Annotated in this window: 25 protein-coding genes; 10 read left to right on the top strand and 15 right to left on the bottom strand. The window is 71.4% G+C overall.

Annotated elements, in window-relative coordinates; genetic code table 11:
- The first annotated feature begins 100 nt into the window (after window positions 1–100).
- A complete protein-coding gene (locus ACIBEI_RS21980; protein ID WP_398891240.1) occupies window positions 101–1,522 on the top strand; it encodes a sensor histidine kinase in 1,422 nt (473 codons plus the stop codon).
- On the top strand, window positions 1,507–2,211 hold the full coding sequence (locus ACIBEI_RS21975) for a response regulator (RefSeq protein WP_398891238.1): 705 nt from the start codon (window positions 1,507–1,509) through the stop codon (window positions 2,209–2,211). Before ACIBEI_RS21980 ends, ACIBEI_RS21975 begins: the two co-directional genes overlap by 16 nt.
- 43 nt (window positions 2,212–2,254) lie before the next feature.
- On the opposite strand, the gene ACIBEI_RS21970 is transcribed toward ACIBEI_RS21975, so the two are convergent.
- From ACIBEI_RS21970 to ACIBEI_RS21935, 8 genes are all read right to left on the bottom strand, one after another.
- Window positions 2,255–3,070 carry a DUF427 domain-containing protein gene (locus ACIBEI_RS21970; RefSeq protein WP_398891236.1) on the bottom strand — a complete coding sequence of 272 codons (816 nt, stop codon included), beginning with the start codon at window positions 3,068–3,070 and terminating at the stop codon, window positions 2,255–2,257.
- Window positions 3,071–3,144: 74 nt separating this feature from the next.
- Window positions 3,145–3,933 (bottom strand): DeoR/GlpR family DNA-binding transcription regulator, encoded by a 789-nt coding sequence (locus ACIBEI_RS21965; RefSeq protein WP_398891234.1) that lies wholly within the window; start codon window positions 3,931–3,933, stop codon window positions 3,145–3,147.
- 50 nt (window positions 3,934–3,983) lie between these two features.
- Window positions 3,984–5,240, bottom strand: coding sequence for a VWA domain-containing protein (locus ACIBEI_RS21960; RefSeq protein WP_398891232.1), 1,257 nt, complete (start codon window positions 5,238–5,240; stop codon window positions 3,984–3,986).
- Window positions 5,237–6,136: an AAA family ATPase gene (locus ACIBEI_RS21955; RefSeq protein WP_398891230.1), complete on the bottom strand. Its 900-nt coding sequence runs from the start codon at window positions 6,134–6,136 to the stop codon at window positions 5,237–5,239. The genes ACIBEI_RS21960 and ACIBEI_RS21955 overlap by 4 nt, the downstream gene beginning before the upstream one ends.
- Entirely contained in the window at window positions 6,133–7,098 is a 966-nt protein-coding gene (locus tag ACIBEI_RS21950) for an XdhC family protein (protein ID WP_398891228.1), read from the bottom strand. Before ACIBEI_RS21950 ends, ACIBEI_RS21955 begins: the two co-directional genes overlap by 4 nt.
- Window positions 7,095–9,485 carry an aerobic carbon-monoxide dehydrogenase large subunit gene (locus ACIBEI_RS21945; RefSeq protein WP_398891226.1) on the bottom strand — a complete coding sequence of 797 codons (2,391 nt, stop codon included), beginning with the start codon at window positions 9,483–9,485 and terminating at the stop codon, window positions 7,095–7,097. Before ACIBEI_RS21945 ends, ACIBEI_RS21950 begins: the two co-directional genes overlap by 4 nt.
- On the bottom strand, window positions 9,482–9,982 hold the full coding sequence (locus tag ACIBEI_RS21940) for a (2Fe-2S)-binding protein (protein ID WP_189841793.1): 501 nt from the start codon (window positions 9,980–9,982) through the stop codon (window positions 9,482–9,484). The genes ACIBEI_RS21945 and ACIBEI_RS21940 overlap by 4 nt, the downstream gene beginning before the upstream one ends.
- A 5-nt stretch (window positions 9,983–9,987) precedes the next feature.
- Complete coding sequence (locus tag ACIBEI_RS21935; RefSeq protein ID WP_398891223.1) at window positions 9,988–10,881, bottom strand: FAD binding domain-containing protein; 894 nt, start codon at window positions 10,879–10,881, stop codon at window positions 9,988–9,990.
- Between the two features lie 217 nt (window positions 10,882–11,098).
- On the opposite strand from ACIBEI_RS21935, the gene ACIBEI_RS21930 reads away from it, so the two are divergent.
- From ACIBEI_RS21930 to ACIBEI_RS21915, 4 genes are all read left to right on the top strand, one after another.
- Window positions 11,099–12,058: a LysR family transcriptional regulator gene (locus ACIBEI_RS21930; RefSeq protein WP_398891221.1), complete on the top strand. Its 960-nt coding sequence runs from the start codon at window positions 11,099–11,101 to the stop codon at window positions 12,056–12,058.
- 126 nt (window positions 12,059–12,184) lie between these two features.
- Complete coding sequence (locus ACIBEI_RS21925; protein ID WP_398891219.1) at window positions 12,185–13,078, top strand: SRPBCC domain-containing protein; 894 nt, start codon at window positions 12,185–12,187, stop codon at window positions 13,076–13,078.
- 7 nt (window positions 13,079–13,085) lie between these two features.
- A complete protein-coding gene (locus ACIBEI_RS21920; protein ID WP_398891217.1) occupies window positions 13,086–13,619 on the top strand; it encodes a GNAT family N-acetyltransferase in 534 nt (177 codons plus the stop codon).
- Between the two features lie 61 nt (window positions 13,620–13,680).
- Complete coding sequence (locus ACIBEI_RS21915; RefSeq protein WP_398891215.1) at window positions 13,681–14,133, top strand: hypothetical protein; 453 nt, start codon at window positions 13,681–13,683, stop codon at window positions 14,131–14,133.
- Between the two features lie 48 nt (window positions 14,134–14,181).
- Here ACIBEI_RS21915 and ACIBEI_RS21910 read toward each other — a convergent pair whose 3' ends face one another.
- Window positions 14,182–15,828, bottom strand: a complete 1,647-nt coding sequence (locus ACIBEI_RS21910) for an alkaline phosphatase D family protein (RefSeq protein WP_398891213.1) — start codon at window positions 15,826–15,828, stop codon at window positions 14,182–14,184.
- A 521-nt stretch (window positions 15,829–16,349) separates the two neighbouring features.
- Here ACIBEI_RS21910 and ACIBEI_RS21905 point away from each other — a divergent pair.
- Together ACIBEI_RS21905 and ACIBEI_RS21900 are read left to right on the top strand one after the other, a co-directional pair.
- On the top strand, window positions 16,350–17,000 hold the full coding sequence (locus ACIBEI_RS21905) for a DUF4360 domain-containing protein (protein ID WP_398891211.1): 651 nt from the start codon (window positions 16,350–16,352) through the stop codon (window positions 16,998–17,000).
- 258 nt (window positions 17,001–17,258) lie between these two features.
- Window positions 17,259–17,519 carry a hypothetical protein gene (locus ACIBEI_RS21900; protein WP_398891209.1) on the top strand — a complete coding sequence of 87 codons (261 nt, stop codon included), beginning with the start codon at window positions 17,259–17,261 and terminating at the stop codon, window positions 17,517–17,519.
- Window positions 17,520–17,575: 56 nt separating this feature from the next.
- Here the strand turns inward: ACIBEI_RS21900 and ACIBEI_RS21895 are convergent, their stop codons facing one another.
- The gene (locus ACIBEI_RS21895; protein ID WP_398891207.1) at window positions 17,576–18,097 is read right to left on the bottom strand and encodes a hypothetical protein; all 522 of its coding nucleotides are present in this window, start codon (window positions 18,095–18,097) and stop codon (window positions 17,576–17,578) included.
- On the opposite strand from ACIBEI_RS21895, the gene ACIBEI_RS21890 reads away from it, so the two are divergent.
- Complete coding sequence (locus ACIBEI_RS21890) at window positions 18,096–18,548, top strand: hypothetical protein (protein WP_398891205.1); 453 nt, start codon at window positions 18,096–18,098, stop codon at window positions 18,546–18,548. The genes ACIBEI_RS21895 and ACIBEI_RS21890 overlap by 2 nt on opposite strands.
- A gap of 37 nt (window positions 18,549–18,585) precedes the next feature.
- Here the strand turns inward: ACIBEI_RS21890 and ACIBEI_RS21885 are convergent, their stop codons facing one another.
- Both ACIBEI_RS21885 and ACIBEI_RS21880 read right to left on the bottom strand, forming a co-directional pair.
- Window positions 18,586–19,287 (bottom strand): 2-phosphosulfolactate phosphatase, encoded by a 702-nt coding sequence (locus ACIBEI_RS21885; RefSeq protein ID WP_398891203.1) that lies wholly within the window; start codon window positions 19,285–19,287, stop codon window positions 18,586–18,588.
- Between the two features lie 5 nt (window positions 19,288–19,292).
- Window positions 19,293–19,778: a hypothetical protein gene (locus tag ACIBEI_RS21880; RefSeq protein ID WP_398891201.1), complete on the bottom strand. Its 486-nt coding sequence runs from the start codon at window positions 19,776–19,778 to the stop codon at window positions 19,293–19,295.
- 181 nt (window positions 19,779–19,959) lie between these two features.
- Here ACIBEI_RS21880 and kstD point away from each other — a divergent pair, with 181 nt between their 5' ends.
- A complete protein-coding gene (gene kstD, locus ACIBEI_RS21875; protein WP_398891199.1) occupies window positions 19,960–21,777 on the top strand; it encodes a 3-oxosteroid 1-dehydrogenase in 1,818 nt (605 codons plus the stop codon).
- A 72-nt stretch (window positions 21,778–21,849) separates the two neighbouring features.
- Here kstD and ACIBEI_RS21870 read toward each other — a convergent pair whose 3' ends face one another.
- The 3 genes from ACIBEI_RS21870 to ACIBEI_RS21860 form a co-directional block, all read right to left on the bottom strand.
- The gene (locus tag ACIBEI_RS21870; RefSeq protein WP_398891197.1) at window positions 21,850–23,148 is read right to left on the bottom strand and encodes an alpha-glucoside ABC transporter substrate-binding protein; all 1,299 of its coding nucleotides are present in this window, start codon (window positions 23,146–23,148) and stop codon (window positions 21,850–21,852) included.
- 8 nt (window positions 23,149–23,156) lie between these two features.
- On the bottom strand, window positions 23,157–24,248 hold the full coding sequence (locus ACIBEI_RS21865; RefSeq protein WP_398891416.1) for a hypothetical protein: 1,092 nt from the start codon (window positions 24,246–24,248) through the stop codon (window positions 23,157–23,159).
- A gap of 119 nt (window positions 24,249–24,367) precedes the next feature.
- The gene (locus ACIBEI_RS21860) at window positions 24,368–26,710 is read right to left on the bottom strand and encodes a tetratricopeptide repeat protein (RefSeq protein WP_398891195.1); all 2,343 of its coding nucleotides are present in this window, start codon (window positions 26,708–26,710) and stop codon (window positions 24,368–24,370) included.
- Between the last annotated feature and the right edge of the window lie 50 nt (window positions 26,711–26,760).

The raw sequence follows: 26,760 nt of genomic DNA, 5'->3' as shown, positions 1-26,760 counted from the left end.
CCGGGCCGGGAGGTCATCCCTGCGACGTACACCTCTGGGACGGGACCCTCTGGTCGCGCAGACGGACGCGGACCGGGGCGGGGAGCCACACAATGAGCCGATGGAGACGGAGGACCGCCGCGAGAGGCGCCGCCAACTGCGTGATGCGCTACGGCCGGAGGAGAAGCGCGCCCCGCTGTCGCGGTGGGCGCTACGCGCCGACGTGGCGCTGGCGATCGTGCTGACCGTCGTCGCGTTGGTCGTGGCGGCGCGTTTTCCCGGCGACGGGCCGGCCCGCGTCTCGACCGAGACCGAGCAGCGGACCGAGCAACGGACCGACCACCGGACCGAGGTGCCGCCCGTCCCGCGCGTCCCGCCGGTCCCGCCACGACCGCCCGTACCCGGCGTGGGAGTTGTGGAGCCGGAGCCCCGCACCGTGCCGTGGCCGCTGGTCGTCCTTTCGGCGCTGCCTCTCGCGGCCAGGCGGCGGTATCCGCTGGTCACGTTCGGGATCGTGATGGGCGCGGCGCTGCCCATCGGCGACGACGCCTCCTGGATCAACGTACTGACGTGCGTCATCGGCGCCTACAGCGCCGTCATGTACAGCCGCTACCAAGTGCGGGCGCTGGCCGGAATGGTCGTCGCGGCCGTGCTGGCCGGGTTCGCTTTCCGGGAGACGGATCCCGTGCTCCCGGGCTGGTCGAGCCCCGCTGTCGTCCTGCTGGTCGCCGGGGTGCTGGCCGGGCTCGTCCGCGTCGGCGGCCGACGGCTGCGGGCCAGCCGGGACCGGTTCACCCAGCTGCAGCGGGCCCAGGAGGAGGCCATGCGGAGGGCCGTGGAGGAGGAACGCGCCCGTATAGCCGCTGAGTTGCACGACGTCGTGACCCACAATGTGAGCGTGATGGTGATCCAGGCGGGCGCGGCCCGCAAGGTGATGGACACGGCGCCCGAGCGGTCCAAGGAGGCTCTGCTGGCGGTCGAGGCCGGGGGCCGGGCCGCCATGTCCGAACTCCGGCATGTGATGGGGCTGCTCGCCGCCCCGGACACCGGTCGTCCCGACAGCCCCGCCGACGGGCTCGAACCGCAGCCCGGTCTCGGACACCTGGACGCCCTGATCGAACGCGTACGCGCCGCCGGGACACCGGTCGCCGTCGCCGTGTCGCTGCCACCGGAACCGCTGCCGCCCGGGGTGGACCTCGCGGCGTACCGCGTGGTGCAGGAGGCACTGACCAACACGATCAAGCACGCACCCGGCGCCGACGCCGCCGTCACGATCGGCCACACCGACGACCGCCTGGAGATCGAAGTCACGGACACCGGAGCCGCCCACGACGCCCCCTCGACGGGCACCAACGGCACAGGCACCAACGGCACAGGCCTCGGCACAGGTACCGGCACCGGCGCCGGGCCCGGCAGGGGCAACGGCCGAGGGCTGATCGGGCTGCGTGAGCGCCTGACGGTCTACGGCGGCGACCTGACGGCCGGACCGACCCTCGCCGGCGGCTACCGGATCAGAGCCCGAGTCCCGTGGCGGACCGCGTGAACGGGCCGTCCCTGCGCGCCGTCATCGCCGACGACCAGGCCCTGGTCCGTACGGGCTTCGGGATGATCCTCGCCGCCGACGGCATCGAGGTGACCGCGGAGGCGGCCGACGGGGCCGAGGCGGTCGCCGCCGTGCGGCGCACCCGGCCCGACGTCGTCCTCATGGACATCCGGATGCCGCGGATGGACGGCATCGAGGCGACGAGGCGGATCCTCGGAGACGAAGGCCCCGGCGACACCCGCGTCATCATCCTCACCACGTACGACCTCGACCACTACGTCTACGCGGCACTCACCGCCGGCGCCAGCGGCTTCCTGCTCAAGGACGTCACGCCCGAGCACCTGGTGGCCGCTGTCCGCCTGGTGCGGTCCGGCGACGCGCTGCTCGCGCCCACCATCACCCGCAGGCTGATCGAACGCTTCGCCCACCGTGAGGAGCCCCGGCCGCCGACCCTCCACCGCGACCTGTCCGGCCTCACCCCACGCGAACTGGAGGTGCTCCGGCTGCTCGCGACCGGCCTCAGCAACGCCGAACTCGCTGACCACCTCTTCCTCAGCCCCACCACGGTCAAGACACACATCGGCCGCATCCTGTCGAAGCTGGACCTCCGGGACCGCGTCCAGGCGGTCGTGCTCGCCTACGAGACCGGCCTGATCGCTCCGGGAGACCCAGCACCCGACACGGGGTGACGACTACGCGGTCTCGGACCGCCCCGTCATTTCCGAGGTTCGATCACTTCCGGGGCTTGATGAATTCGGTGACAGGGCGCTCGAGCCGTTGCCCGTCGACCGTGATGTCGACGGCCTCGTTGAAGAAGGCCACCCGGTCCTTGATGACACCCACGGCCGAGAGAGGGTCGGGATAGCTCCACGCGATGTTCGGCGGTACGTCCTCGCCGGGCCACGACCAGTAGTCGGTCGCCACGCCCTTGTAGGGGCAGCGGGTCGTGAGGTCGCTGGGCGTGAACAGACCGAGGCGTACGTCCTCGCGCGGGAGGTAGTACCGCACGGGCAGACCCGTCTCGAAGAGGAGCACCGGCGCGCGGGTGTCCGCGACGACCGTGCCGTCGATCTCGACCTGGACATGCCGCGAGCTGGGCAGCGCGTCCACCCGTTTGTGCGGGTCACGCGGATGGACGAAGATCTCCTCGTCCTCCTCGTACCAGTGATCGAGCACCTCCCGCCCGAACCACTCGAACGAGATGTACGAGCCCAACTCCTCGCCGGGATACGTCCAGGCCGCGCCGGCGATCGTCTCACCGCCGATGTCGAGGTCGTAGAAGAGCGTCGTCCCGGCGTGCGGCCGCCCGGCGGACTTCTCCGTCTCCCGCAACAGATCCGTACGCACGTCCTCACGCGGGAAGGCGTACAACGGCACCGGCCGACCGGGCTCCCACACCAGCACCGGCCGCCGACTGTCGACAACGGTCACATCGTCTTTCGTCCCCCGCACCCAACGCTCGCTGGGTTCCCACAGGAGGCTGTCGGCGGGGGCAGGCGGGTGAAGCAGTACCGGGACGTTCTGTGAACTGTTGCCGGGGGAGTTCATGACTGCCTCCTTGACGAACGTGGGGCGTCGAACGAGTGGCTCGGGCCGGGCACGAAGGTGCCTCGGACAGCAGCCTAGGCGCCGACCTCGGCCCAGCCGTCGACTGTCGACGGAGGTGTCGTGATCACTCTCACGCCGGCATCGTTCAGGGCCACGCAGGTCGCATCGTCCGCCGATGCGGTGGTGACGAGCAGGTCCAGGTCCTCCGGGCCGCAGATTTTCACCATGCCGCTTCCGGGGAACTTGCTCCGGTCCGCCAGCAGCGCCACCTTGTCGCCGGCGGCGATCATGGCGCGCCTGGCGGGTACCTCGGCGACGGTGGTGTCCATGACCTGACCGCCGGAACGTACGCCGCAGGCGCCCATGAAGGTCCAGTCGGCGTGCACCTGGCGGAGGTTGTCCTCGGCCATGAAGCCGTCCAGCATGCGTGACTCGCGAATGACCATGCCGCCGAGCAGCATCAGGGCGATGTTCTCGTCGGTGGTGAGTTCTTCGTACACGGCGAGGCTGTTGGTGATCACGGTGAGCCGGCGTCCGTGCAGTCGGCGTGCCAGCCGGTGGACGGTCGTGCCACTGTCGAGGATGACCGACTGGCCGTCCTCGATCAGCTCGGCCGCGCGGGCGGCTATCGCGTCCTTCTCGGCCACCTGGACCTCGGCGGCCTCGTCGAACGGCGCACGGTCCTCCTCGATGACCGCACCGCCGTGCACGCGGCTGAGCAGCCCGTCCCCTTCCAGCTTGAGGAGATCGCGGCGGACGGTCGCCGGACTCACGTCCAGGTGCTCGGAGAGGTCGATCACGGAGGCGGTGCCGCCGGAACGCAGGGCCCGCAGGATGAGTTGGTGTCGTTGTTCAGCCAGCACGCGACGGAACACTACACACCATCACCAGGCGCAATCTGCCTACTTTCCGCTCACTTCCGGCCGACGTCGAGGCGCCGCCGCACGAGCGTCTCGTCGCCCGCGATCGCCTCCACCACCTCCAGGAGAGCCGTGAGGCTGTGGCCGCTCACAAAGGCGTCGCAGTGGGGGAGCGCGGCGGTCATGCCGGCGGTACGCGGGGCGTACCCGGGGGCGGCTTTGCGGGGGTTGACCCAGATGATGCGGTGGGTGAGGCGTGCGAGGCGGGCCATTTCGCGGCCGACGGCGATGGGGTCCTCGCCCTCCCAGCCGTCGGAGAAGATCACCACGACGGCGCCGCGTGCCATCCCCCGGCGGCCGAAGCGGTTGTTGAACTCGGCCAGCGCGTGGCCGATGCGGGTGCCGCCCGACCAGTCGGACGCGGCGGCGCCCGCCCGGCACAGCGCCGCGTCCACGCCGGACGGGCCGGTGTGCCGCAGGACGGGGGTCAGCCGGGTGAGGCGGGTGGCGAAGACGAACGCCTCGGCCGCCGCACCGGCCGCCGCCCGCGGGAAGAGGCGGAGGTAGGCGCGTGTGTACGGCTCCATGGAGCGGGAGATGTCGCACAGCAGCACCAGTCGTCGCGGTCGTAGGCGGTGGCGGGTGCGGGCCAGCAGTACGGGCTCGCCGCCGGTGCGCTGGCCGGTGCGCAGGGTACGGCGCAGGTCGATGCGGCGGCCCCGGCGGTCGGTCTCCTGGCGGCGGCCACGGCGCAGCGGTGCCTTGAGCGTCAACAGGGCGAGGATCCGGTTGAGTTCGGCCAGTTCGGCGGGGTCGAGGGCAGCGAAGTCCTTGTGGGCGAGGACTTCGGCCGTGGTGCCCGCCGTCGGCAGTTCCACGGTCCGCCGGTCCTTGTCCGGGGCCCGCGTACGGTCGGGGTCCGATGCCTCGCCGAAGGCGCCGCCCGGCAGGGGAGCGCGGGTGGGATCCGGGCCGACGCCGGAGAGCGGCGGGGGCCGGCCGGGTTCGGCGGTGCCCGGCGCAGGCTCGGATCCGGCACCGGCTCTGCGGACTGCCACCGAGCGCGGCCCGCCCGCGAAGACCGCATCGAAGACCCTCTCGAACGGTTCGATCTGCTCGCGATCCGTCACGAACGCCAACCGTGCTGCCCAGTACAGCGCCGTACGGTCCACCGGTGGCAGCAGACGCAGCGCCTCCAGGAACCGCACCGACCGCTCCGGAGTCACCCCCACCCCAGCGCGCCGCAGTTCCGCGCCGAGCCGGCCCGCGAACTCGGCCCGGTCGAAGAGCGGAACCGCCGTCGCCGTCACGGCTGTCTGCCCGCGACCAGCCAGTCCAGGCCGCGCTCCCGCACCAGCTCCTGGTCCTCGCGGTACTTCAGCAGGGATCCGAGAGTGCGCCCGGCGACACCGGCGTCGAGACGGGGCACGCCGAGCAGGTTCAGCGCGGAGATCCAGTCGATGGTCTCGGCGACGCCCGGCGCCTTCTGCACGTCCAGGGCCCGCAGCCGCCGTACCGCCGCCGACACCGCGACCGCCAGTTCCCTGGACGTCCCGGGTACCCGGCGGCGCACGATCTCGACGATCCGTTCCGTGTCCGGGTAGTCGATCCAGTGGTAGAGGCACCGGCGTTTGAGCGCGTCATGGAGATCACGGGTGCGGTTGGAGGTGAGCAGCACGACGGGCGGCACGGCGGCCCGGATGGTGCCGATCTCCGGGATGGTCACCGCCGCCTCGGCCAGCACTTCGAGCAGGAATGCCTCGAAGTCGTCGTCGGCGCGGTCGATCTCGTCGATGAGCAGCACGGCGGGGGCCGGGCCGGGGTGGGTGAGCGCAGCGAGCACGGGCCTCCGCAGCAGGTACTCCTCGCTGAACAGATCGGCCTCACTGAGCTGCTCGTCCCGGGACTCGGCCAGGCGGATGCCGAGCAGCTGGCGCGGATAGTTCCACTCGTACAGCGCCTCGGCCGCGTCCAGGCCGTCGTAGCACTGCAGCCGGATCAGCGGGCTGCCGAGGATCGCGGCCACCGCCTTGGCCGCCTCGGTCTTGCCGACGCCCGCCTCGCCCTCCAGGAGCAGCGGCTGTGGCAGGCGCAGGGCGAGGAAGAGCGCGGTGGCCAGACCGTCGTCGGCGAGATAGCCCAGCGAGTCCAGCGCGGCGCGCAGACTGTCCACACCCGGCAGACAGCGCTCTACGTACTCGCTCACGAGGCGTTGGCCTTCGCGTAGCGGGCGGGGCCCTTCTCGTACGCGGCACGACAACCGGCACAGCAGAACCAGCGGCGCTCGTCGCCGCCCTCGTCGGAGTACGGGGTGCCGTCCGCGACGGAGACCGTCATCCCGCACACGGGGTCGACGGCGGTCACGGAGCCGGTCTCCGGAGCCTTCGGAGGCGTCTCCACCTCCACCTCCACCTCCACGGATCGCCCCCTCACCGCCTGGATCACCTCCGCGAGGATCGACACCGCGATCTCGCCCGGCGTGCGGGCACCGATCCACAGGCCCGCCGGCGTGTGGATCCGCGCGCGTTCCTCGGCATCGAGCGCCAGCCCGTCCAGGACCGCCGCCCCGCGCCTGGGGCTGGCCACGAGCCCGATGTACGGCACCCCCGCGCGCACGGCCGAGACGAGCACCGGTTCCTCGCCCCGCCCGTGGGAGGCGATCACCAGCGCCTGACTCCCGGCCAGGTCCTCCGGCGTGATCCCGTCGGCGACGGACATCTCCGTGATCTCGTAACCGAGCACCGGCCCAAAGGCCCCCAACGCGCGGGCGATGGGGGACTCGCCCAGGACCACCACGCGCGGCATGGGTCGCAACGGCTCCAGGAAGATCTCCAACTCGCCGCCGGACAGGCACGGATTGGCGACGCTCACCGCACCCTCCTCGACGACCGGTTCCCCGGTGCCGTCCGCCGTCTCCTCCGGCGAGATGCGCAGCAGCAGCGACTCCCCGCTGCGCAGCGTCCGCAGCGCCTGCACCCGTACGGTGGCCTCCGCGCAGGCACCTCCGACGAAGCCCTCGACCCGGCCGTCCGCGAGAACCAGCGCGGTGTCGCCCGGCCGCGCGCTCGCCGGACGGCGAGCACGAACGACGGTGGCCTTCACGAACGGCACGTGGCGGCCGGTCAGTTCAGCGATGCGTGTCTCAAGTGGGGGTGCGGCGGGGCTCATTGCGGTGCCTCCACCTCGCCCCGGTGCAGCGCCTGCCACACCCGGCTCGGAGTCAGCGGCATGTCGGCGTGGCGGACGCCGATCGCGTCGAGGACCGCGTTGACGACGGCAGGCGGTGAACCGACCGTCGCCGACTCGCCGATGCCCTTCGCGCCGATCGGATGGTGCGGGGAGGGCGTGACGGTGTGGTCCAGCTCCCAGGACGGGACCTCCAGCGCGGTCGGCAGCAGATAGTCCATGAAGGACCCGGACAGACAGTTGCCGTCCTCGTCGAAGCTGATCAACTCCATCAGCGCCATACCGACCCCGTCGGCCAGCCCGCCGTGCACCTGGCCCTCGATGATCATCGGGTTGATACGGGTCCCGCAGTCGTCCACCGCGATGAACCGCCGCACCTTCACCGTGCCCGTCCCGGAATCGACGTCGACCACGCAGACGTACGCACCGAACGGATACGTCAGATTGGGCGGGTTGTAGACGGTCGTCGCCTCCAGATGGCCTTCCACACCGTCCGGCAGTTCCAGCGAGCCGTGTGCGGCGAGCGCGATCTCCTGGATCGTCTTCGTCATCGCCGGGTCGCCGGCGACCGACCAGCGGCCCTTGGTCCATTCGAGGTCGTCGGGGGAGACCTCCAGCATGGCCCCGGCGATGATCCGCGCCTTGTCCCGCACTTTGCGCGCGACCACGGCAGCCGCCGCTCCCGACACGGGAGTTGACCGGCTTCCGTACGTACCCAGCCCGAACGGCGTCTGGTCGGTGTCGCCGTGCACGACGTCGATGTCCTCGGGCGGGATACCGAGCTCCTCGGCGACGATCTGCGCGAACGTCGTCTCGTGGCCCTGCCCCTGCGTCTGCACGCTCAGTCGGACCACCGCCTTGCCGGTCGGATGGACGCGCAGCTCGCAGCCGTCGGCCATGCCGAGGCCGAGGATGTCCATGTGCTTGCGCGGCCCGGCGCCGACCGTCTCGGTGAAGAACGACAGCCCGATGCCCATGAGTTCGCCCCGGGCCCGCTTCTCGCTCTGCTCCTTGCGCAGCTCCTCGTACCCGGCGACATCCAGTGCCTTGCGCAGACAGGCGGGATAGTCGCCGGAGTCGTACGTCCAGCCGGTCTTGTTCTCGTAGGGGAACTGCTCGGGCCGGAGCAGGTTGCGCATCCTCAACTCGGCCGGATCGGCGCCGAGTTCGGCCGCCAGACAGTCCACCATCCGCTCGATCAGGTACACCGCCTCGGTGACCCGGAAGGAGCAGGCGTACGCGACCCCGCCCGGTGCCTTGTTGGTGTAGACGCCGGTGACCGAGCAGTGCGCGGCCTCGATGTCGTACGAGCCGGTGAAGATGTGGAAGAAGCCGGCCGGGTATTTGGTGGGCTGTGCCGTGGAGTTGAACGCGCCGTGGTCCGCGAGGACCTTGACCCGTACGGCCAGGATCTTGCCGTCCCGGGTCGCGGCTATCTCGCCGGTCATGTGGTAGTCGCGGGCGAAGGAGGTGCTCATCAGGTTCTCGGAGCGGTCCTCCATCCACTTCACCGGCCGCCCGGTGACGATCGAGCCGACGACCGCGCAGACGTAACCCGGGTAGATGCCGACCTTGTTGCCGAAACCGCCGCCGATGTCGGGGGAGACGACCCGGATCTTGTGCTCGGGAATCCCTGCCACCATCGCGTAGAGGGTGCGGTGGGCGTGCGGGGCCTGGGTGGTGGAGTAGAGGGTGAGCTTGCCGTCGACCGGGTCCATCGAGGCGACCGCGCCGCACGTCTCCAGCGGGGCCGGGTGGACGCGCGGGTAGAGCATGGTCTGCTCGACCACGACGTCGGCCCGCGCGAACACCTCGTCGGTGGCCGCGCTGTCGCCCGCCTCCCAGTCGAAGATGTGGTTGTCCGTACGGCCTTCCAGGTCGTCCCGGATGACGGGCGCGCCGGGGTCGAGGGCATGCCGGGCGTTGACCACCGGATCCAGCGGTTCGTACTCGACGTCGATCAACTCGATGGCGTCACGCGCCGCGTAGTGGTCCTCGGCGACCACGAACGCGACCTCCTGCCCCTGGAAACGCACCTTGTCGGTGGCGAGTACGGCCTGCGTGTCCATCGACAGCGTCGGCATCCAGGCCAGGCCCAGCCCCGCGAGCGTCTCGCCGGTGATCACCGCCTTGACCTTGGGGTGGGCCTCGGCGGCCGAGGTGTCGATGGAGACGATGCGCGCGTGCGCGAACGGGCTGCGCAGGACGGCGCCGTGCAGCATGCCGGGCAGGTGGATGTCGTCGACGTAGCGGCCCTTGCCGCGTACGAAGCGGGGGTCCTCCTTGCGCTTCATCCGGCCGAAGCCGATGGGCCGTTCGTCCGGCGCGGGGGCGACGGGGGCGACCGGGGGCTCGTCGACGGCGGTCATGTCCGGCCCCCCGCTGTCTCCGCGACTCCGTCGGCCTCGGCCCGTTGCCGCGCCGCCCACTGGATGGAGCGGACGATGTTCAGATAGCCGGTGCACCGGCACAGCTGGCCCGAGATGGCCTCGCGGATCTCCTGCTCGGACGGATCCGGGTTGCGGTCCAGGAGCGCCCGGCCGGTGAGCATCATCCCCGGGGTGCAGAACCCGCACTGCAGACCGTGCTGCTCGATGAACCCCTGCTGAACGGGGTCCAGTTGGTCTCCGTCCGCCAGGTCCTCGACCGTGCGGATCTCGTGGCCGGCCGCCATGACCGCCAGGACCGTGCAGCTCTTGACGGGCTCCCCGTCCATCAGCACCACGCACGTGCCGCAGTTGCTGGTGTCGCAGCCCCAGTGGGTGCCGGTCAGTTCCAGGTCGTCGCGGAGGAAGCGCACGAGCAGATGCCGGGGCTCGACCTCCCGGGTGTGGTCGTCGCCGTTGACGTTGACGGTGATCCGCATGCGCCTCACGCCTCCCTTGCCGTGGACCCGATGGGCCGCCCGGCCCGGGCGACCGCCCGCCGCAGCGCCCGCCGGGTGAGTTCGCCCGCCAGATGCCGTTTGTACTCGGCGCTGCCCCGCCCGTCGGTGACCGGCGAACAGCTGTCGGACGCCACCCGGCCCGCCTCCTCGTACAGCGCCTCGGACGGTTCGCTGCCGTTCAGCAGCGTCTGGACCGCGTGCAGGTTCAGCGCCCCGGCGCCGACCGCCGCCAGACCCACGCCCGCGTCGGCGATCCGCCCCTCGCGCAGCGTCAGGGCGACCCCGGCCGCGGCGACGGCCCAGTCCCCGGCCTTGCGCTCGACCTTCTCGTACGCGCTGCCCGCACCCGGCAGGACCGGCAGGCGCACCTCGGTCAGCATCTCGCCGACGCCCACGGCCGTTTCGTACGGGCCCTGGTGGAAGTCGGCCATCGAGACGATCCGTTCGCCGCCCACCCCGCGGATGACGGCATGGGCGTGCAGCGCGCCGCACACCGCGGAGAGGTCCTCCGACGGGTCGGCCTGGCACAGGGAGCCGCCGATCGTGCCCCGGTTGCGGACCGGCGGGTCGGCGATCACCTTCTCCGCGTCGTGGACGATGGGAAAGTACCGGCCGACCAGCTCCGACTCCAGCAGTGTGCGGTGCCGGGTGAGGGCGCCGACGCGCAGTTCGTCGCCGACCAGGACGATGTGGTCCAGTTCGTGGAGGTCGTTGATGTCGACGAGGACCTCGGGGGCGGCCAGGCGCAGCTTCATCATCGGCAGCAGACTGTGTCCGCCGGCCACGACCCGGGCCTCCTCGCCGTAGCGGCGCAGCAGTTCCAGCGCCTCGTCCACGCTCTCGGCGCGCTGGTAGTCGAACGAAGCGGGTACCTGCACGGCACGCTCCCTCCCGGACCGGGCCCGCCCGGCACGCCCGGGCGAGGCAGCGCGCGGGAGAACCGTCCGTCGATTGAGGACCTGGCCGGTTTCCGGCGGTCCGAGGGGAACAATTGCGCGACGGGGTGGGGCGGTCAACGGCGACTCAAGCGAATGCTTAAGAGACCTGGGCAACGGAGGGGGTCCTACCGGTCGAACAGCCGTTGTAATGGCGGACATGACGCTGACTCAGCTCCGCGCATTCGTCACGGTGGCCCGTCTGGGCTCGGTCAAGGGCGCCGCGGAGTCGCTCGGAGTCACCGAGGCCGCGGTCTCCGGCGCGGTCGCCGCGCTCCGCCGCGAACTCGGCGACCTGCTCTTCATCCGGGCTGCCGGCGGGATCAGTCTCACCCCGGGCGGCAGGCGCCTCGCCGCGGGAGCCGCCGAGATCGTCGGCCTCGCCGAGGAGACCCGCCACCGGGTCCGCCAGGCAGGCTCGGGCACCGCCCAACTGCGGGTGGCGTCCACCGAGGCCGGCGCCGAACAGGTCCTCCCCGCACTGCTCGCGGCCTTCGGGCGACGACAGCCGGACCTGGACGTCGACACCCTCGCCGTGCCGGTGGCGGTCTTCGGCGATCTGCTCCGCGACCGTCGCGCCGATGTCACGATCGGCCCGGCGTCGCGCCCGGAACCGGGCATCGAGTCGATCCCCTTTCTGCGCTTCCAACTGGTCGTCGTCGCGGCGCCGGACCACCCGCTCAGGCACCGGAAGCGGCTGGCACCCGCCCAACTGGCCCACGAGCCATGGATGCTGGGTCCCGCCGGACTGGACCCGGACACCCTGTCGGGCACCTTCCTGTCCCACATCGGAGTCGAAGCCGCCAAGGCCAAGGCGTTCCCCAGCGTCACGGCTTCTCTCAACGCGGTGGCCGGCGGGGCCGGGCTGTCCATCGCCTTCCTCCACGTCGTACGCGACGAGCTGCGCCGCGGGTCACTGGTTGTCCTCGACGTCTCCGGCGCCCGGCTCGGCGGCATGCTGTACGCGAGCGCGCTCACCGGCGAACGGCGCTCGACGACCGCCGCCGCGCTGTGCCGCTTCGTCACGACACCGGCCGCGACACAGGCGGTGCTCACCCGGTCCAAGGGCGTTCCGATGAATGAGTTCCGACCTCCGGTCCACGTCACGATCTGGAGCTGATGGAGCTGATGGGGGCTGGGGGAGGCGGTGCGGGTCACGGGTTCCGGCGTCCTGGGCGCGGCGTCTTAAGCAAACCCTGAAGAGCTCATTGACGGCCGGGCCGCCCGCGCCCATCGTGTGTCCGTCATGGACTTCACGAACGAGTTCCGAGTGAACCTGCCGCCCGACCAGGCCTGGTCCCTGCTGACCGACGTGGAGCGGATCGCTCCCTGCATGCCCGGGGCCCAGCTCACCGGTGTGGACGGCGACACGTACAACGGAGTCGTCAAGGTGAAGGTCGGCCCCATGACCGTCCAGTACAAGGGCGTCGTCTCCTTCGAGGAGAAGGACGACGAAGCGCGTACGGCGGTACTCCACGCGCGCGGCCGCGACACCCGCGGCCAGGGAAACGCCGACGCCCGCGTCACCGCCCGGCTCGTCCCGGACGGCGAAGGGACGCGGGTGACGGTGGACACCCACCTCACCATCACCGGCAGGATCGCGCAGTTCGGCCGAGGGGTGATCGAGGAGGTCAGCGGGAAGCTGCTGGCCCAGTTCGTCGACAACCTGGAGCGGCAACTCGCGACGGAGAAGGAGCAGGCGCAGGCGCAGGAATCGGTCGCACCGACGCCGACACCGGGGCCCGGCGCGGAGGCCGTGACCGGGGCGGGCGATGGGACCGGGGCCGGGGCGGGCGATGGTGCGGAGCCCGAGGTCGGTGCCGGGATCGCATCGAGCGCCACGCCGGAATCCGCTTCCGCCGGAGGGCCCACAGCAGACAACGCCCCCGCCGCCGAAGCCCCGAGGACGACCGCTCCGAGGACGACCGCTCCGAGCGTTCCGACCGCACCGGCCACCCCCGCCTCGAACGGCGTCCGCCCCGCGGAAGCGCCCACTGTTTCCCGTACACCGGCCGCGCCCGCACCGGAGCCCCTGGACCTGATGAGCGTCGCACGCGGTGCCGTACTGAAACGCGCTCTTCCGGCGGCGATCGTCCTCGCCGTGGTCGTGGTCGTTCTCGTCGTCTGGCTCACGCGATGATGGGGGCATGACCGACATCCATACCCCCCGTCTTCTGCTGCGCCGCTGGCAGGACGACGACCTCGTGCCCCTCTCCGAGATCCACGCCGACCCGACGGTGATGCGATGGATCGGCGACGGCACGCCCCGCTCCCTGGAACAGACCGCCGAGGACATCGAGGCATGGGAGGAGGAGTGGGACGAGGAGGGCTTCGGGGTCTTCGCCATCGAACTCCTCGGCTCGGGGGAACTGGCCGGGGCGGTCGGGCTGTACGTTCCGGACTCCCCGCCCGAGGTGGCGGGGCAGGTGGCGATCACCTGGCGGATGGCGCGTGTCTTCTGGGGACAGGGCTATGCCTCGGAGGCGGCCCACGCCACACTCGAATTCGCTCTGCAGGACCGCGGCATCGACCGGGTCGTCGCCGTGTGCCGAACGGCCGACACCGCGTCGTCGAACGTGCTGGACAAGCTCGGCATGCGGGCGGAAGGCGCGACGGTGGACCCGGCCTACGGGCACGACGTGCGAATGTACGGGATCGACCTGACGGAGTTCGAGGGCTGACCAACCCCTCGGCGGCGCGCCGAACGACCGGGCGGCCGACCGGACCGCAACGGAGGCCATGATGCAGATTCCTTCGCTGCCGTATCGCGATGAGCACACCACCGTCGTCGCGGCGGGAGCCGATGACGTGTGGCGCGGTCTGGGCGACACCCTGGACCGGTCCTTCTCGCGCCCCGGCGCGACCCGCTACGCGCGGCTGGTCGGATGCGCGGACCGCACGGCGTCGGGTCCGCGGCCCCTTGCCGAGGGCTCGACGTTTCCCGGGTTCCGGGTGGCCGCCGTGGTCCCTGGGCGAGAGCTGGTCCTCGGTGGGCGCCATCGCTTCTCGTCGTACGCGCTGATCTTTCGCCTGGAGCCCGCCGGTCCGGGCCGGTCACGGTTGACGGCCGAGACCCGGGCCACCTTTCCCGGCCCGGCCGGCGGCCTCTACCGGTTGCTCGTCCTCGGGACAGGAGGGCACGCGGTGGGCGTGCGGCGCCTGCTCGCGGCGGTCCGCCGCCGGGCCGAGACGTGAGGGCGGCCGGTCGCGGACACCGCCACCGGCACCTGTACGTTCACGGGCTCAGGCGGGCTTGAGCCCCTGGGCGCCCGCCTCGGTGACGAAGGACGCGGCGGTCGTGATCGGAGCCCCGGGCGTGGTGACGGCGGACACGGTCCTGAAGTCCGCCCGCGCCGCATCCGGCGTCAGCCGCACCCTGACGTAACCGCGTTGTCCGTTGTAGAACTTCAGGTGGGGGTTGGCGGACAGGTAGGTGGCCCAGTTCGTGGGTGTCGCGATGCCGTCCCCTCCGCTGGCGATGGACGGGGTGACGATCTCCGTGCCCAGGGTCCTGGACGAGGGGTTGTCGAAGTCGTCCTTGATGTCGAAGGCGTACCCGACGTGGACGTCCCCGGTGAGCACCATGAGGTTGTCGATTCCTGCCGCCTTCGCCCCGGCCAGGACCCGGTCGCGCGAGGCCCGGTAGCCGTCCCAGGCATCCATGGACACCTTGGCGACAGGGCTGAGGTCCAGCTTCCGCTGGGAGAAGCAGACCTGTTGCGGCATCACGTTCCACACGGCGTCGGAGGTACGCCATCCGTCGATCAGCCAGCGTTCCTGGGCGGCGCCGGTGATGGTGCGTGCCGGATCGTCCGACTCCGGGCCGGGGATGTGCGGCCGGTCGCCGTAGGCCTGGTCGGAGCGGTACTGGCGGGTGTCGAGGACGTCGAACTGCGCCAGCCTGCCCCAGTGCAGGCGCCGGTAGAGCTGGGCGTCGGGCCCGTTGGGCAGCTGGGAGGCGCGCAGCGGCTGGTTCTCCCAGTGGGCCCGGTAGGCGGCGGCGCGCCGCAGCAGGAACGCGGCCGGCGGGGTGCCGTTCTCGTCGCTGTCGGCCGCGTAGTTGTTCTCGGTCTCGTGGTCGTCCCAGGTGACGATGAACGGGTGCATGGCGTGGACGGCTTGCAGGTCCGGGTCCCTGCGGTAGAGGGCGTGGCGCAGCCGGTAGTCCTCAAGTGTCACCGTCTCCCGGTTGAAGAGGTCGGGCAGAACACGGTCGGTGTACTTACGGGCGCCGCCGACGGCGTCGACCGCGTACTCGTAGAGGTAGTCGCCGAGGTGGAAGACCACATCGACGTCGTCGCCCGCGAGATGCCGGTGAGCGGTGAAGTACCCCTCGTGGTACGCCTGACAGGACACGGCGGCGAAGGTGAGCGCGGAGGCGGGGCCGATGGCGGCGGGGGCGGTGCGGGTGCGTCCCGTCGGGCTGATCCAGGTGCCCGTCCTGAAGCGGTAGTAGTACACGCGACCGGCGTCGAGACCGTCCACCTCGACGTGCAGGGTGTGGTGGACCTCGGGGTGGGCGATGGCGGTGCCGCGCCGGACGATCGCGCCGAACCGCTCGTCGTCGGCCACCTCCCATTCGACGACGACACGCTGCCGGGCCAGGCCGCCGTCGGCCTCGTACGGCTCGGGCGCGAGCCGCGTCCACAGCAGTACGGAGCCGGGCCACGGGTCACCGGATGCGACGCCGAGTGTGAAGGGGTCGTCGGCGATCCTCGCCGCGTCGAGCTCGGCGGCACTCGCGGCGCCGGTGGCGGGCAGGTGTGTGCCGAAGGCGAGCGCGGCGGCCGCCGCGGTGACGGTCAGGAAGCGGCGGCGTGCGAGATGGCGCGCGGCCGCACGCAGTTCGGGAGCATGCTGCGACGACGGTCTCTGGCGGCCCGGGGGCATGGCTCTATCCCCTCACGGTGATGGCGCAGGGCAGCCCCGGCAACGGGCGCTGCGGGGCTTGTGAATGCTAATCAGATGAAGATCATGAACCCGGCAGGCGCGGCCTCCCGAAGCGCGGGCGGCGTAACGGTCGAGGCATGCCGCGGGCCCGCCGGCGCGGTGCGGCGCGCGGCCCGACGACCCGGATCGCCGAAGGTATACGGCCGGACGGGGTCGACGTCCGGGGGCGGTGGCTTGGAAGACGTCCAGGAATGGCCGGAGTTCGACCTGGCTGCATCCGCCGGGCGTACATACGATGCGACCGCTCCGGTCTTCACAGCTCCTTCACAGGGCCGGGCTCGCGCGGTCATGTGTTTGGCATGGGCATGACCATGGTTGGTGTCCGATCCATGCCTGATCCATGTCTGATCCAACGCACCTGGTCCGCGACGGCTCTTCGCGCATGCGAAGGCCGCACCCCCCAATTCGCGACGGGCACCTTCGCCCGCCGCCGGAACACCGACGCAACGGATTGGAGCACCATGGCTGGTGCGATGCTTCTGAGTGGCGCTGTCGCCGCTCTCTTCGCCACCGCGCTCCCCGCGCACGACCCGTCCACGGGGATCGTCGACCCACCCCCGGACAAGATCGTCATCAAGGTCGCCACGGTGAACGGCTCCGGCTGTCCCCAGGGCACCGCCGCCGTCGCCGTGTCCCCGGACAACACCGCGTTCACGGTGACCTACAGCGACTATCTCGCCCAGGTGGGAGGCAATTCGGATCCCACCGCGTTCCGCAAGAACTGCCAGCTCAACCTGACCGTCGCCGTGCCCGGGGGCTTCACGTACGCCATCGCCAGTGCGGACTACCGCGGCTTCGCCTCGCTCAAGGCGGGGGCGACCAGCACCGAGAAGGCCTCGTACTACTTCCAGGGCTCGCCGAACACGGCCTCGATCACACACCCCTTCAGAGGCCCCTACGACGACAACTGGCAGGCCACGGACAACACGGAGTGGGCGCAGCTCGTCTGGGCGCCCTGCGGTGTGCAGCGGAACTTCAACATCAACACCGAACTCCGCGTGAACGCGGGCACATCCGCTCCCGGCAGTACCAGCTTCATGACCATGGACTCGACCGACGGTGACATCAGCACCATCTACCACCTGGCCTGGAAGGAGTGCCCCAGCTCCTGACCCGACCGCCTTGGCCGGCTCCACCGCACCGGAGTCGGCCAGGGCGCGGCATGCGCGTGTATGACCCTGTCGGCGTTGGTGGCGTACGGCCCTGTCGGTCTTCGTGGCGTACGGCCCTGTCGGCCCTCGTGACCGCCGACCGGATACATCGTCTGGTCCGATGAAAACATGGCCCCGAACGAGGGGTGTGCGCTCGCTCGATCCGGTGTCCTGGCGTGCGAGGGCGTACCACCGGCGCACGAGCCCCGTTGCACGGACATGGACAGCACATTCGCCACAACGGGGCCCTTCCTGGGCCGCGAGGGTCAGGACCGGCCGTCCGTCGAACTCGCCGGCGGCCACTGGATGGACCCGCCGATCTACGCGGCGCTGGTCGCCGACTGGCAGGCCCGCGGACGCGTGGTCCCCCGGCGGCACGAGGCGCGTCGGCCGGCCTTCACCGCCCTGCGCACCACCGACGTTCGCCTCCCCGGTCCCGGCCGGCGTCGAAGCGACGGTCCGGGGTCGAACGGGCCCTGAGGGGCTCTGCCCGGGCGCGGGCACGGGCACCGGCTCGGTCGGCCGGTCCGGCCGGCTCAGCCGAGACGATCGCGACCCGGCCCGGGACGCACCGAGGTGCCGACGGGGCGCGCCCGTTCCCCGTTCACCAGCGCGGAGAGCATCTCGGCGGCCTGATGGAGCGCCACTTCCAGGGCGGTCGGGAGATGCAGGGCGCCCTGACCGTCGGGCGGAACCAGCCAGCGCAGCGTGCCGGTCGTCCGGCGGGGTGAGGGCACCGCGATCCAGGACCCCTTCCCGGAGTAGCGGATGTCCTGCCCCACCCAGTAGCTCTCCGGGTCCGGCGGAAGGAAGAACCCGACCCGGTGGGCGCCGAAATCGGCGAGCGTGGGACCGGGCATCGGCAGCGGGAGGCGCAGCAGGGCGTCCAGGGCGAACAGGCCGATCTCCTCCGGCACGCTGAGGACGTCCCAGAACCGGCCGGCCGGCAGCAGTGCGGCACCGCTGGCCCCGTGCTCCCATTCGCGCTTGCAGGCCCGGGGGTCCACCGCGGCTGCCGCGAGCCACTCCACGGCTTGTTGGTGGGGAGCGCTTCTCATGTCTCTCCTCTTCGACCGCTGGTCCGCGTGGGCGGACAGTGATACGCCCTCCGCGGGCGCGGCTCCGTGTGCAATTCCCGAGGCGATGCCCAGAGTCATATTCGTAGATATATCTATCCAGTGGAAGGGGTGGCGCGCCGTGGCGTTTGTCCGTAGAACACCCGAACTTCGGGCGAGAGTTCGATCCGCGTGTATGGCTGGGTGCGTCGTCGCGACGGCCGCGGTCTTCTCGCTGGCGCCGCTGGTGCGAACCTGCCGTCGAAGTCTCCTTCGACGCTTCCGATTCGGTGGCTTCGGGTTCGGTGGCTTCGGGATTCTCCGCTTCGGGTTTCCGCGCTTCGCGCTTCCTCGGAGGGACCCGTTGTCGCCGCTGGTGAAAACCGCGCGCAGCCTGAACTACGGTGCCGGGGAGTTCCTGGGGTCGGTCGATGCGGATGACGAGTCCGACTGACCCAGGCCTTCGAAGAGGTCGATCGGATGAGCCGCGATCAGACCGCGTCCGCGTCGGTCGCCGAAGCCGTCGCGCGTGGACGCAGGACCATGAGTGAGCCTTCCAAGGTCGCCACCATGGCGAAGGGGAACCGGTCGAGCTCAAGGCAGAGCTCGACGTCATCGGGATGGACTCCCTGGCGCACGCCCTCGGCCAGCTCGGTGGCGGCGCGTGACCCGGCGGCGCGGCGGAGGAATTGAGCCGCGTCCGTCCCGGGCTCAGTGGCCCTCCGGGCGATGTACTGGGCGCACGCCAGGTCTTCGTCGGCCTGCCCGTCCTCGCCGGTGACCACGAACGTGACACTGTCACTCCCACGCGCCCGCAAGAGCCGAGCCGTCGCCTCCGCCACCACGAAGCTTGCGCACAGCACCAGCGGCGCGTCCTTGACCGCGAGGGCGCCGACCGTCCCCGCCGTGGTCTTCTGCACAACGGTCCGTCCGCCAAGGTCGATCGACCGCAGCAGACCGGGGGAGTTGACGGTGTCGAACCCGGGCGCGGGCGGACCGTCCTTGAGCGCCACCCAATCCGGGTTGCCGGCCTTGAGCGCCAGGGCGTCGTCCAGCGACTCGGCGAGAACGATCCTCTCCGCGCCCTGCGCAAAGGCCCAGGCGGCCACGGTGAAAGCACGCATGACGTCCACCACGACCGCCACGGACGGGGTTTCGACCAGATCGGCGATGCCGAGGAAGCGAGTGTCCATTCGGATCATGATCGCGTATGGCGGCCCCGAAGCACCCGGAGAGTGGTACGCGTCATATCGTCGGCCGCCTGCGCGGAGCGGCCGGTGGTGTACGCGTCGTTGCCCGAGGTAATGGTGGTGAAGCCGAGGATCGGGGACCAGGTCGCGCCCCCGTCGGCGCTGCGGTCGACCCGGATCTCGTCGCCGGGCGCGCCGCCGGTGATGCGACCCCAGGCGCACTCGGTGGTGCCGTTGTAGCGCAGCTCCACGCTGCGGCCGAAGCCGGTGGTCGACCCGGCCGTCCGGGCGCCCGTGGAGTTGGGCTCCGTGCCGTTGCCGCAGAACGTGGTGTTCTCCGCGCCGGCCAGTGTGCCGCCGATCTCCGGGAAGTCACCGCAGGACGGCACATCCTTGAGCACGGCCGGACCCTGTACGAACAGGTCGCCGATCCAGCTGTGGTGGGCCGACCCCGCTCTTCCGGTTCCTCGGATTCCGCGAACTCTGTCGATCACGGCAGGCACTCCCCCTGGTCTCGGTGGCCCCGCTCCCCGGCCGCGGGACCGGCGTGCCTCTTGACTTCACAAGACCCCCGCGCCAGATTCCTGACTCCGTATCAGAACCGGGGCGCCACAGGCTTGTTGCTCCCGGGGCACAGCACGTCCTCACCTTCCTTCGCCCTGTTGGAGTGCTGCCATGTCGACAACCGCGGATGCTGCGAGACGCACCGAAGCCCCGTCACAGTCCGGGCCCTCACAGCCCGGCCCGTCGCGGCGTCGGGTGCTCGGTGCCGCGACGGCGGGTGGGCTCGCCCTCGCGGCCGGCATCCCGAGCACCGCCGACGCGGCCGAACTGCCCCTGCTCGGCACGTACGACGTGGTCGTGATCGGATCCGGAGCCGCCGGGATGACCGCCGCGCTGACGGCCGCTAAACAAGGACTGAGCTGTGTCGTCGTGGAGAAGGCGGCCACCTTCGGCGGGTCGGCCGCCCGCTCCGGCGCGGGAATCTGGATCCCCAACAACCCGGTGATCCTCGCCGCCGGCGTTCCCGACACCCCGGCGAAGGCCGCCACCTACCTGGCCGCGGTGGTCGGCCCGGACGTCTCCGCGGAACGCCGGCAGGCCTTCCTCGGACACGGCCCCGCCATGATCTCCTTCGTACTGGCCAACAGCCCGCTGCGCTTCCGCTGGATGGAGGGGTACAGCGACTACTACCCGGAGCTGCCAGGAGGACTGCCCGGTGGCCGTTCCATCGAACCCGCCCAGCTCGACGGGAACATCCTCGGTGCCGAACTCGCCCGGCTGAACCCGCCGTACCTGAGCGTCCCGAGCGGCATGGTCGTCTTCAGCGCCGACTACAAGTGGCTCGCGCTCTCCGCGGTCAGCGTGAAGGGCGCAGCCGTCGCCACCGAATGCCTGGCACGCGGCACCAGGGCGGCCCTCCTCGGCCAGAAGCCCCTCACCATGGGCCAGTCACTGGCGGCCGGCCTGCGGGCGGGACTGCTCGCGGCCCAGGTGCCGGTCTGGCTGAACACCCCGCTCACCGACCTCTACACGGAGAACGGAACCACCGCGGGAGCGGTCGTCACGAAGAACGGCGCCCCGGGCCTGATCAGGGCCCGGCACGGAGTGATCGTCGGCTCCGGCGGCTTCGAGCACAACGCGGCCATGCGCGCCCAGTACCAGCAACAGCCCATCGGCACCGAGTGGACCGTCGGGGCCAAGGAGAACACCGGTGACGGAATCCAGGCGGGCCGCCGGGCCGGTGCCGCGCTCGACCTGATGGACGACGCCTGGTGGGGCCCGGCGATCCCACTGCCCGACGAGCCCTACTTCTGCCTCGCCGAACGCACCCTGCCCGGCGGGCTCCTCGTCAACGCCGCCGGAGCCCGCTTCGTCAACGAGGCGGCCCCCTACAGCGATGTCGTACACACCATGTACGAACGCAACGAGACCGACCCGGACATCCCGGCCTGGCTGATCGTCGACCAGAGCTACCGCAACCGCTACCTCTTCAGGGACATCGCACCGACGTTCACGTTCCCCGACGCCTGGTACGCGTCAGGCGCCGCCCACAAGGCCTGGACCCTCGACGCCCTCGCCGCGGGGATAGGCGTGCCCGCGGCCGCCCTGCGGGCCACGGTCAACCGCTTCAACGGCCTGGCCCGAAACGGCACGGACACCGACTTCCACCGCGGTGACAGCGCCTACGACCACTACTACACCGACCCCGCGATCCTCCCCAACTCCTGCCTGGCACCACTGTGGTTGGCCCCCTACTACGCCTTCAAGATCGTGCCGGGCGACCTGGGCACCAAGGGCGGTCTGCGCACGGACGCCCGGGCCCGCGTGCTGCGCCCGGACGGATCCGTCATCCCCGGCCTGTACGCCGCCGGAAACGCCAGCGCGGCAGTCATGGGCCACAGCTATGCCGGCGCGGGCTCGACGATCGGACCGGCGATGACCTTCGGCTACATCGCGGCACGGGACATCGCGGCAGGGGCCCGGGCCTGAAGACCCGGGACCAGGTCCCAGGGCTTTGATGCACGAGGGGTCTTCCGCGCTCTGTGCCACGGGGCCGTCGCGTCACGCGCAGATGGCCCCGGGCGGCCGGAACGAGCGGTCGTCGGCCCACTCCTCGTCCACCTGGGCACGTACGGTCTCCAACTGCCGCAGCAGCGAGGCGAGATGCTTCTCCGCGGGGTCCCGGAAGAACTCCAGGACCGCGCGGTGGAAGGCGTCCCGGAGCTCGGGCGGCATCACGTCCGAGGCGTCGAAGCAGAGGGTTCGGGCGCGTGAGTTGAGCAGGCCGTCGATCTCCTGCTCGACGGGGTTCCCGGGCACTGCGGGCGGCAGGCCGGTGGTGTTCGGGAACAGCGGGCGCAGCGCCGGGACCGCCTCCGCCTGCCAGCGCTCCCGCCCGGCCGGACTCGACAGCCGCTCCACCAGCTCCTGGGCCGCCGGGTCGTCGCTGAAGACGGCAGCCATGTCGCCCGCTACCTCGTAGGCATCGCGGTACTCGGCCGGCCCACCCAGGAACCGGGCCGACGGCTCCACCCGGACGTCGTCGCCCGCGTACACGTACCGGATGAAGGCACTCTGGTGCTCGTGCGTGCAGTCGAAGCCGGGGGAGGCCAGCAGGCCGAGGGGTTCTTCGGCCCTGGACGTGCCCTCGTACGACGTGGTCAGGGACCGCCCGATCGAGGCCGGTGAACGGTCACCGAGCAGCCCTGCCCAGGTCGTCCAGGCCCGTTGCACGGCCGGATCGCGCCAGTCGAGCCGGCTGGTGGCCCAGTCCTGGTAGACGTCCGGGCCCGCCTGGTGGAGCAGGATGTCCTCGATCCAGTCGGTGCCGGGCCAGCCCGAGGTGGCCTGCGAGGCGAGCCCGACGCACCAGGTCGGATCGTCGCTGGACGTACCCTCCTTGCTCCACACCAGGCTCTTCAGATCGACCTTCAGCGGCACCCAGTACGTACGGCGCTTGTTGTCCACGAGGAGCGTCGGTGCCCACGGCTCGTACCCGCGCTCGGCGATCTCCTGGACGAGGGGCTTCAGCTTGTCGCGGCGCGCGTACTCGGTGAGTTCGCCGATGCTGTTGAGGATCGCCACGTCCGGCGGCGCGTCCGCCTCCAGCTGCGAGACGAGCGTCTCGCGCAGCGAGCGGGTGCCTTCGTACGTGTACGTCCTGCCGGTTCCGTCGTCGAGCCGGTTCAGAGCCGCCTCGAAGGCCTGGCCCTCCTTGCCGGTCCATGGGCCCAGCACGACGAGCGGGTCGGGGGTGTCCGACGTACAGCCGGGGACGAGGGCGAGCAGACAGCCCGCGAGGAGGACGCGCAGGACACGGCCGACGGCACGGTTCACAGGCCCGGTCCCAGGTCGGTTCATGGGCCGGCTCACGACACGGCTCCCGGGCGGGCGACCACCAGGTACTCGCGCCGGTACGCGTGCAGGGCCCCGCCTGCGACGACCGCGCTGACCAGGCCCGCCGGGAACACGAAGGGCGCGACCCCGTCCAGGAAGGCGAGCCGCCCGTCGGACAGCCCGTCGTCGATCCGTCCCTCCAACACCTCGATGGCCCGCGGGTCCGGACCGTCGAACGGCCGCTCCTCCGCGATCGTCTCCGTCCGGGGCGAGGTCCGTTTCGCGAGCGTTTCCGCCACGGGGACGGCCTCCTTCTGTGCGTGCCGCGCGAGCAGCGCGTCGGTCGTCAGCAGCGGTACGGCGAACAGCGGCAGCGCGGCGACCGCCAGCGGAACGCTGAGCCGGATCCGGAAACGGCGCCGCAGGAACGACACCGTGTGCCAGAGCCCGGCGGCGAGCAGCACCAGGGCGAGTCCGCAGACCGCGGTGGCGACGAGCACGGGCCCGCTCCAGGCGGCCCGGTCCGCGAGTCGTTCGCGCAGCTGCCGTTCGAGGCCGGCGACCCGGTCCACGATGGAGGTCGCGGCGGAGCCGACCGTGGGTTTGCACGGCGGATAGCGGTCCTGACGGTCCGCGACCTCCACCGGCGTCGAACAGAGCATGCTGCGCGCGTACGTCAGCTTCGCGTCCCGCAGCACGGGGTCGGCCACGTGGTTCTGCGCCTGGCCGATCCAACCCGTGTAGTCCACCACCAGCGCGGACACCACGCGCAGTTCCTGTTCCTCGGCCACGGTCAGGGCTCCGCTGCGCGTGACCTGGTTCAGGCTCTGCGTGGCCCGCGCCACCCGCGTCCGGTACCGCTCGCTGAGCCCGCTCAGCTCGGCGGCCTGACCTTCGGCGAGGTTCTCCTCGGCCTCGCCCTGCGCGATGAACAGCGAGGCCTTGGCGTTCGCGAGACCGACCAGCGCGGGTGCCAGCCGGTCCCGCACATACGCGGAGTCGTCCCGCACACCCGAGTACGCCCACCCGAGCGTCCCGAACGCCAGCACGGCGAGCAGAGGCAGCGCGACGAGCCGCTCCCGCAGATACGCGCGGTTGCGACGGCCGGTCGCCGACGGCCACACGTAGAGCCAGACCCGGCGGGCGAGTTCGGCGACGACGCGACGTGCCGCCCGCGCGGCACGCAGGACCCGTGCGGGCGGCGCGGCATCGTCCTCCGCGGGCTGCGGGTGCGCGGCTTCACTCACTCGCGGGCCGTCCGCGCGCTCTTCCCGGGTGCCGGCACCGAGGGCGGTCCCGGTGGTGGTGCCGGTGGCGGTGTCGGCGTACGGGCGATCGTCCGGAGCCAGGTCGTGGCTCTCTTTCCGAGCCATGGGCTGTCCCTGTGGTGTCGGAAGGCGAGCGGGCGGACCTCGTAGGCGCGGTCCAGCAGCGTTTCGGCGACGGCCGCGTCCTTGGGTGAGGCGGAACGGGCGGCCTGGTGGGCGAGGGTGAGATAGAGGTGGGAGAGGGCCTTGCGCAGACCGGGCCTGTCGGACGGGAGCCCGAGCCGTTCGTCGGCGCCCGCGGCCAGCGTCTTGAGGCCCTCCGAGTCGACGGCACCCCGCTCGAGCGCACCCTCCACGGCCTCCCACACCTCAGCCGTCATACGGACCCTGGCCTGCTCGTCCGTCAGCCCGTGCGCGTGGAAGAGCCGGGCCAGCCGCTCCAGCACCTCGCGGAGCCGCTCGGTCACCTCGTCGGGGCGCTCGGCGGTCCGCACATGCTCGACGCCGACGCGAACGGCCGCCGTACGTGCGGCAGTTCGGTGCCGCGAATGCTGCGGCACCGCGTCCAGGGCTCGCACCGCGTCGTCCCACGCCCGCTCACCGCCCAGCGCCAGGCGCGCCCGTACGGCGCCGAACGCCGCACTGCCCAGCGACGGATTGCGCAGTCGCACCGCCTCGTAGAACGTCAGCGCCTCCTGCCACTGGCGGAGCCACTCGGCGCAGTAGCCGAGCGCGAGTTTCGGCGCGTACTCGCCCGGGATAGCAGCGAACACCTCGTCGAAGTGCCCCCGGGCCGCGTCCACTTGGTCCCGGCCGAGTGCGAGCAGCCCGCGGTGCCAGCCGAGCCGCCAGTCGTGCGGAGCGCGCTCGGCCCCGATCAGCGTCTCGGCGGACCGCAGTTCACTCTCGGCGGCCGCCGTCCCGCCTCCGGCACCGCGCAACCGCAGTCGGCAGCGCAGCAGATGCACCTCCGGCGAGTCGCGCCAGTCCCCGGTGTGCTGGAGCAGCGCCTCCGGTGCGGCGTCGGCCAGCCTGCTCAACTGCGCGTGGTGGTAGTCGTGCCGGTCGGGCCGCGGTACGGGCAGCCGCTGCGCGGCCTCGGAGGGCGACGGCGGCGCGTACGGGGCGGAAGCGTTCGGGGTGGCCCACCGGGCCAGCGGCGGGGCGGACCCGAGCGCCGCGTCCAGCGCGTACGACGACTGGAGGAAGAGCGGCGACGGCTCGAAGGTCTCCAGGCCGGTCCGCAGCGACCGTAACTCCCGGAAGACCCCGCGCAGTTGCTCCTCCATCTCGCGTGCGGTGGCGAACCGCTCGGCCCGCTCGCTCCGGGTCGCGCGGTGCAGCACGCGGGCGAGCGACACCAGACCGAGCCCCACGGGAGGGGGTGCCGTCATCGGATGCATAGGTGCGGTCTCGGTCTCGCCGCCCGGTGCGCCGAGCCCGCCGATCACGTCCAGATGGCCGAGCCCCGCCAGATCGTCAGGCGATCCGCCCAGCCCGCTCAGCCGCCGCAGCGTCTCGCCCAGGCTGAACAGGTCGTCCTGGCCGGTGGATTCACCGGTGCGGCCGACGGTCGGGGCGCGATACCCCTCCGTGGTGTGGCCGGGCAGGCCGGTCATGCGGACGCTTCCCACGTCGATGATCTTCGTGGTGGTGCCGTCGTGCATGACGTTGTCCGGTTTGAGGTCGCCGTAGACCTTGCCGGGCCAGTCGCCGTGCAGATACCCGAGCGCGGCCAGGAGCCGTATCCCGTAGGCGAGTACGAACTCGTGGAAGCGGCCGCCGCCGAATTCCTCCGGGTTCACCTGCGCCCGCGCCCGCACCTCCTCCAGGGTGAGCCCGTCCACGTACTGGAGGACGAGGAAGTCCCCGATCTCGGGATGGTGCCCGTAGTTGAAGACGCGGATGATGTCGTCGTGGCTGAGGTCGACCAGAGCCCGCCGTTCCTGGGCCAGGGCCTCCGCCGCGTCTGCCGCCTGCTCGCCGCGCAGAACCTTGATCGCCACCTCGCGGTTGTCGACCTTGGTGTCGAGTGCGAGATACACCTCGCCCATACCGCCGTAGCCGAGGGGGCGGATCATCCGGTACTGCCCCGCGAGCATGTGCGGCGGTGGCAGCGGCAGCCCCTCAGGGTCGCTCCCGCGGGAAGCGGCGCGCTCCAGCAGCGTGATCGAGGGCAGCAGAACGGGGTCGGGATTCTCCTCGGGCAGCTCGACGCGCGCGGCCCGCAGGATCACCGGTTGCTGTGGCGCGATGAACAACGGCTCGCTGGATTCCGGAAGTTCACCGGTCGCACCTCTGCCCGCAGCCCCGTCCATACGTCCTCAGAATAGACGCGGGGGCCCTGAATGGCCCCGGGCCGAGGCGA

Origin of the sequence: Streptomyces sp. NPDC050988 (assembly GCF_044456225.1) — a bacterium.
Taxonomy (GTDB): Bacteria; Actinomycetota; Actinomycetes; order Streptomycetales; family Streptomycetaceae; genus Streptomyces.
Note: the sequence above shows the minus strand (reverse complement) of the source record. Positions and strands in the feature narration are given on the sequence as shown.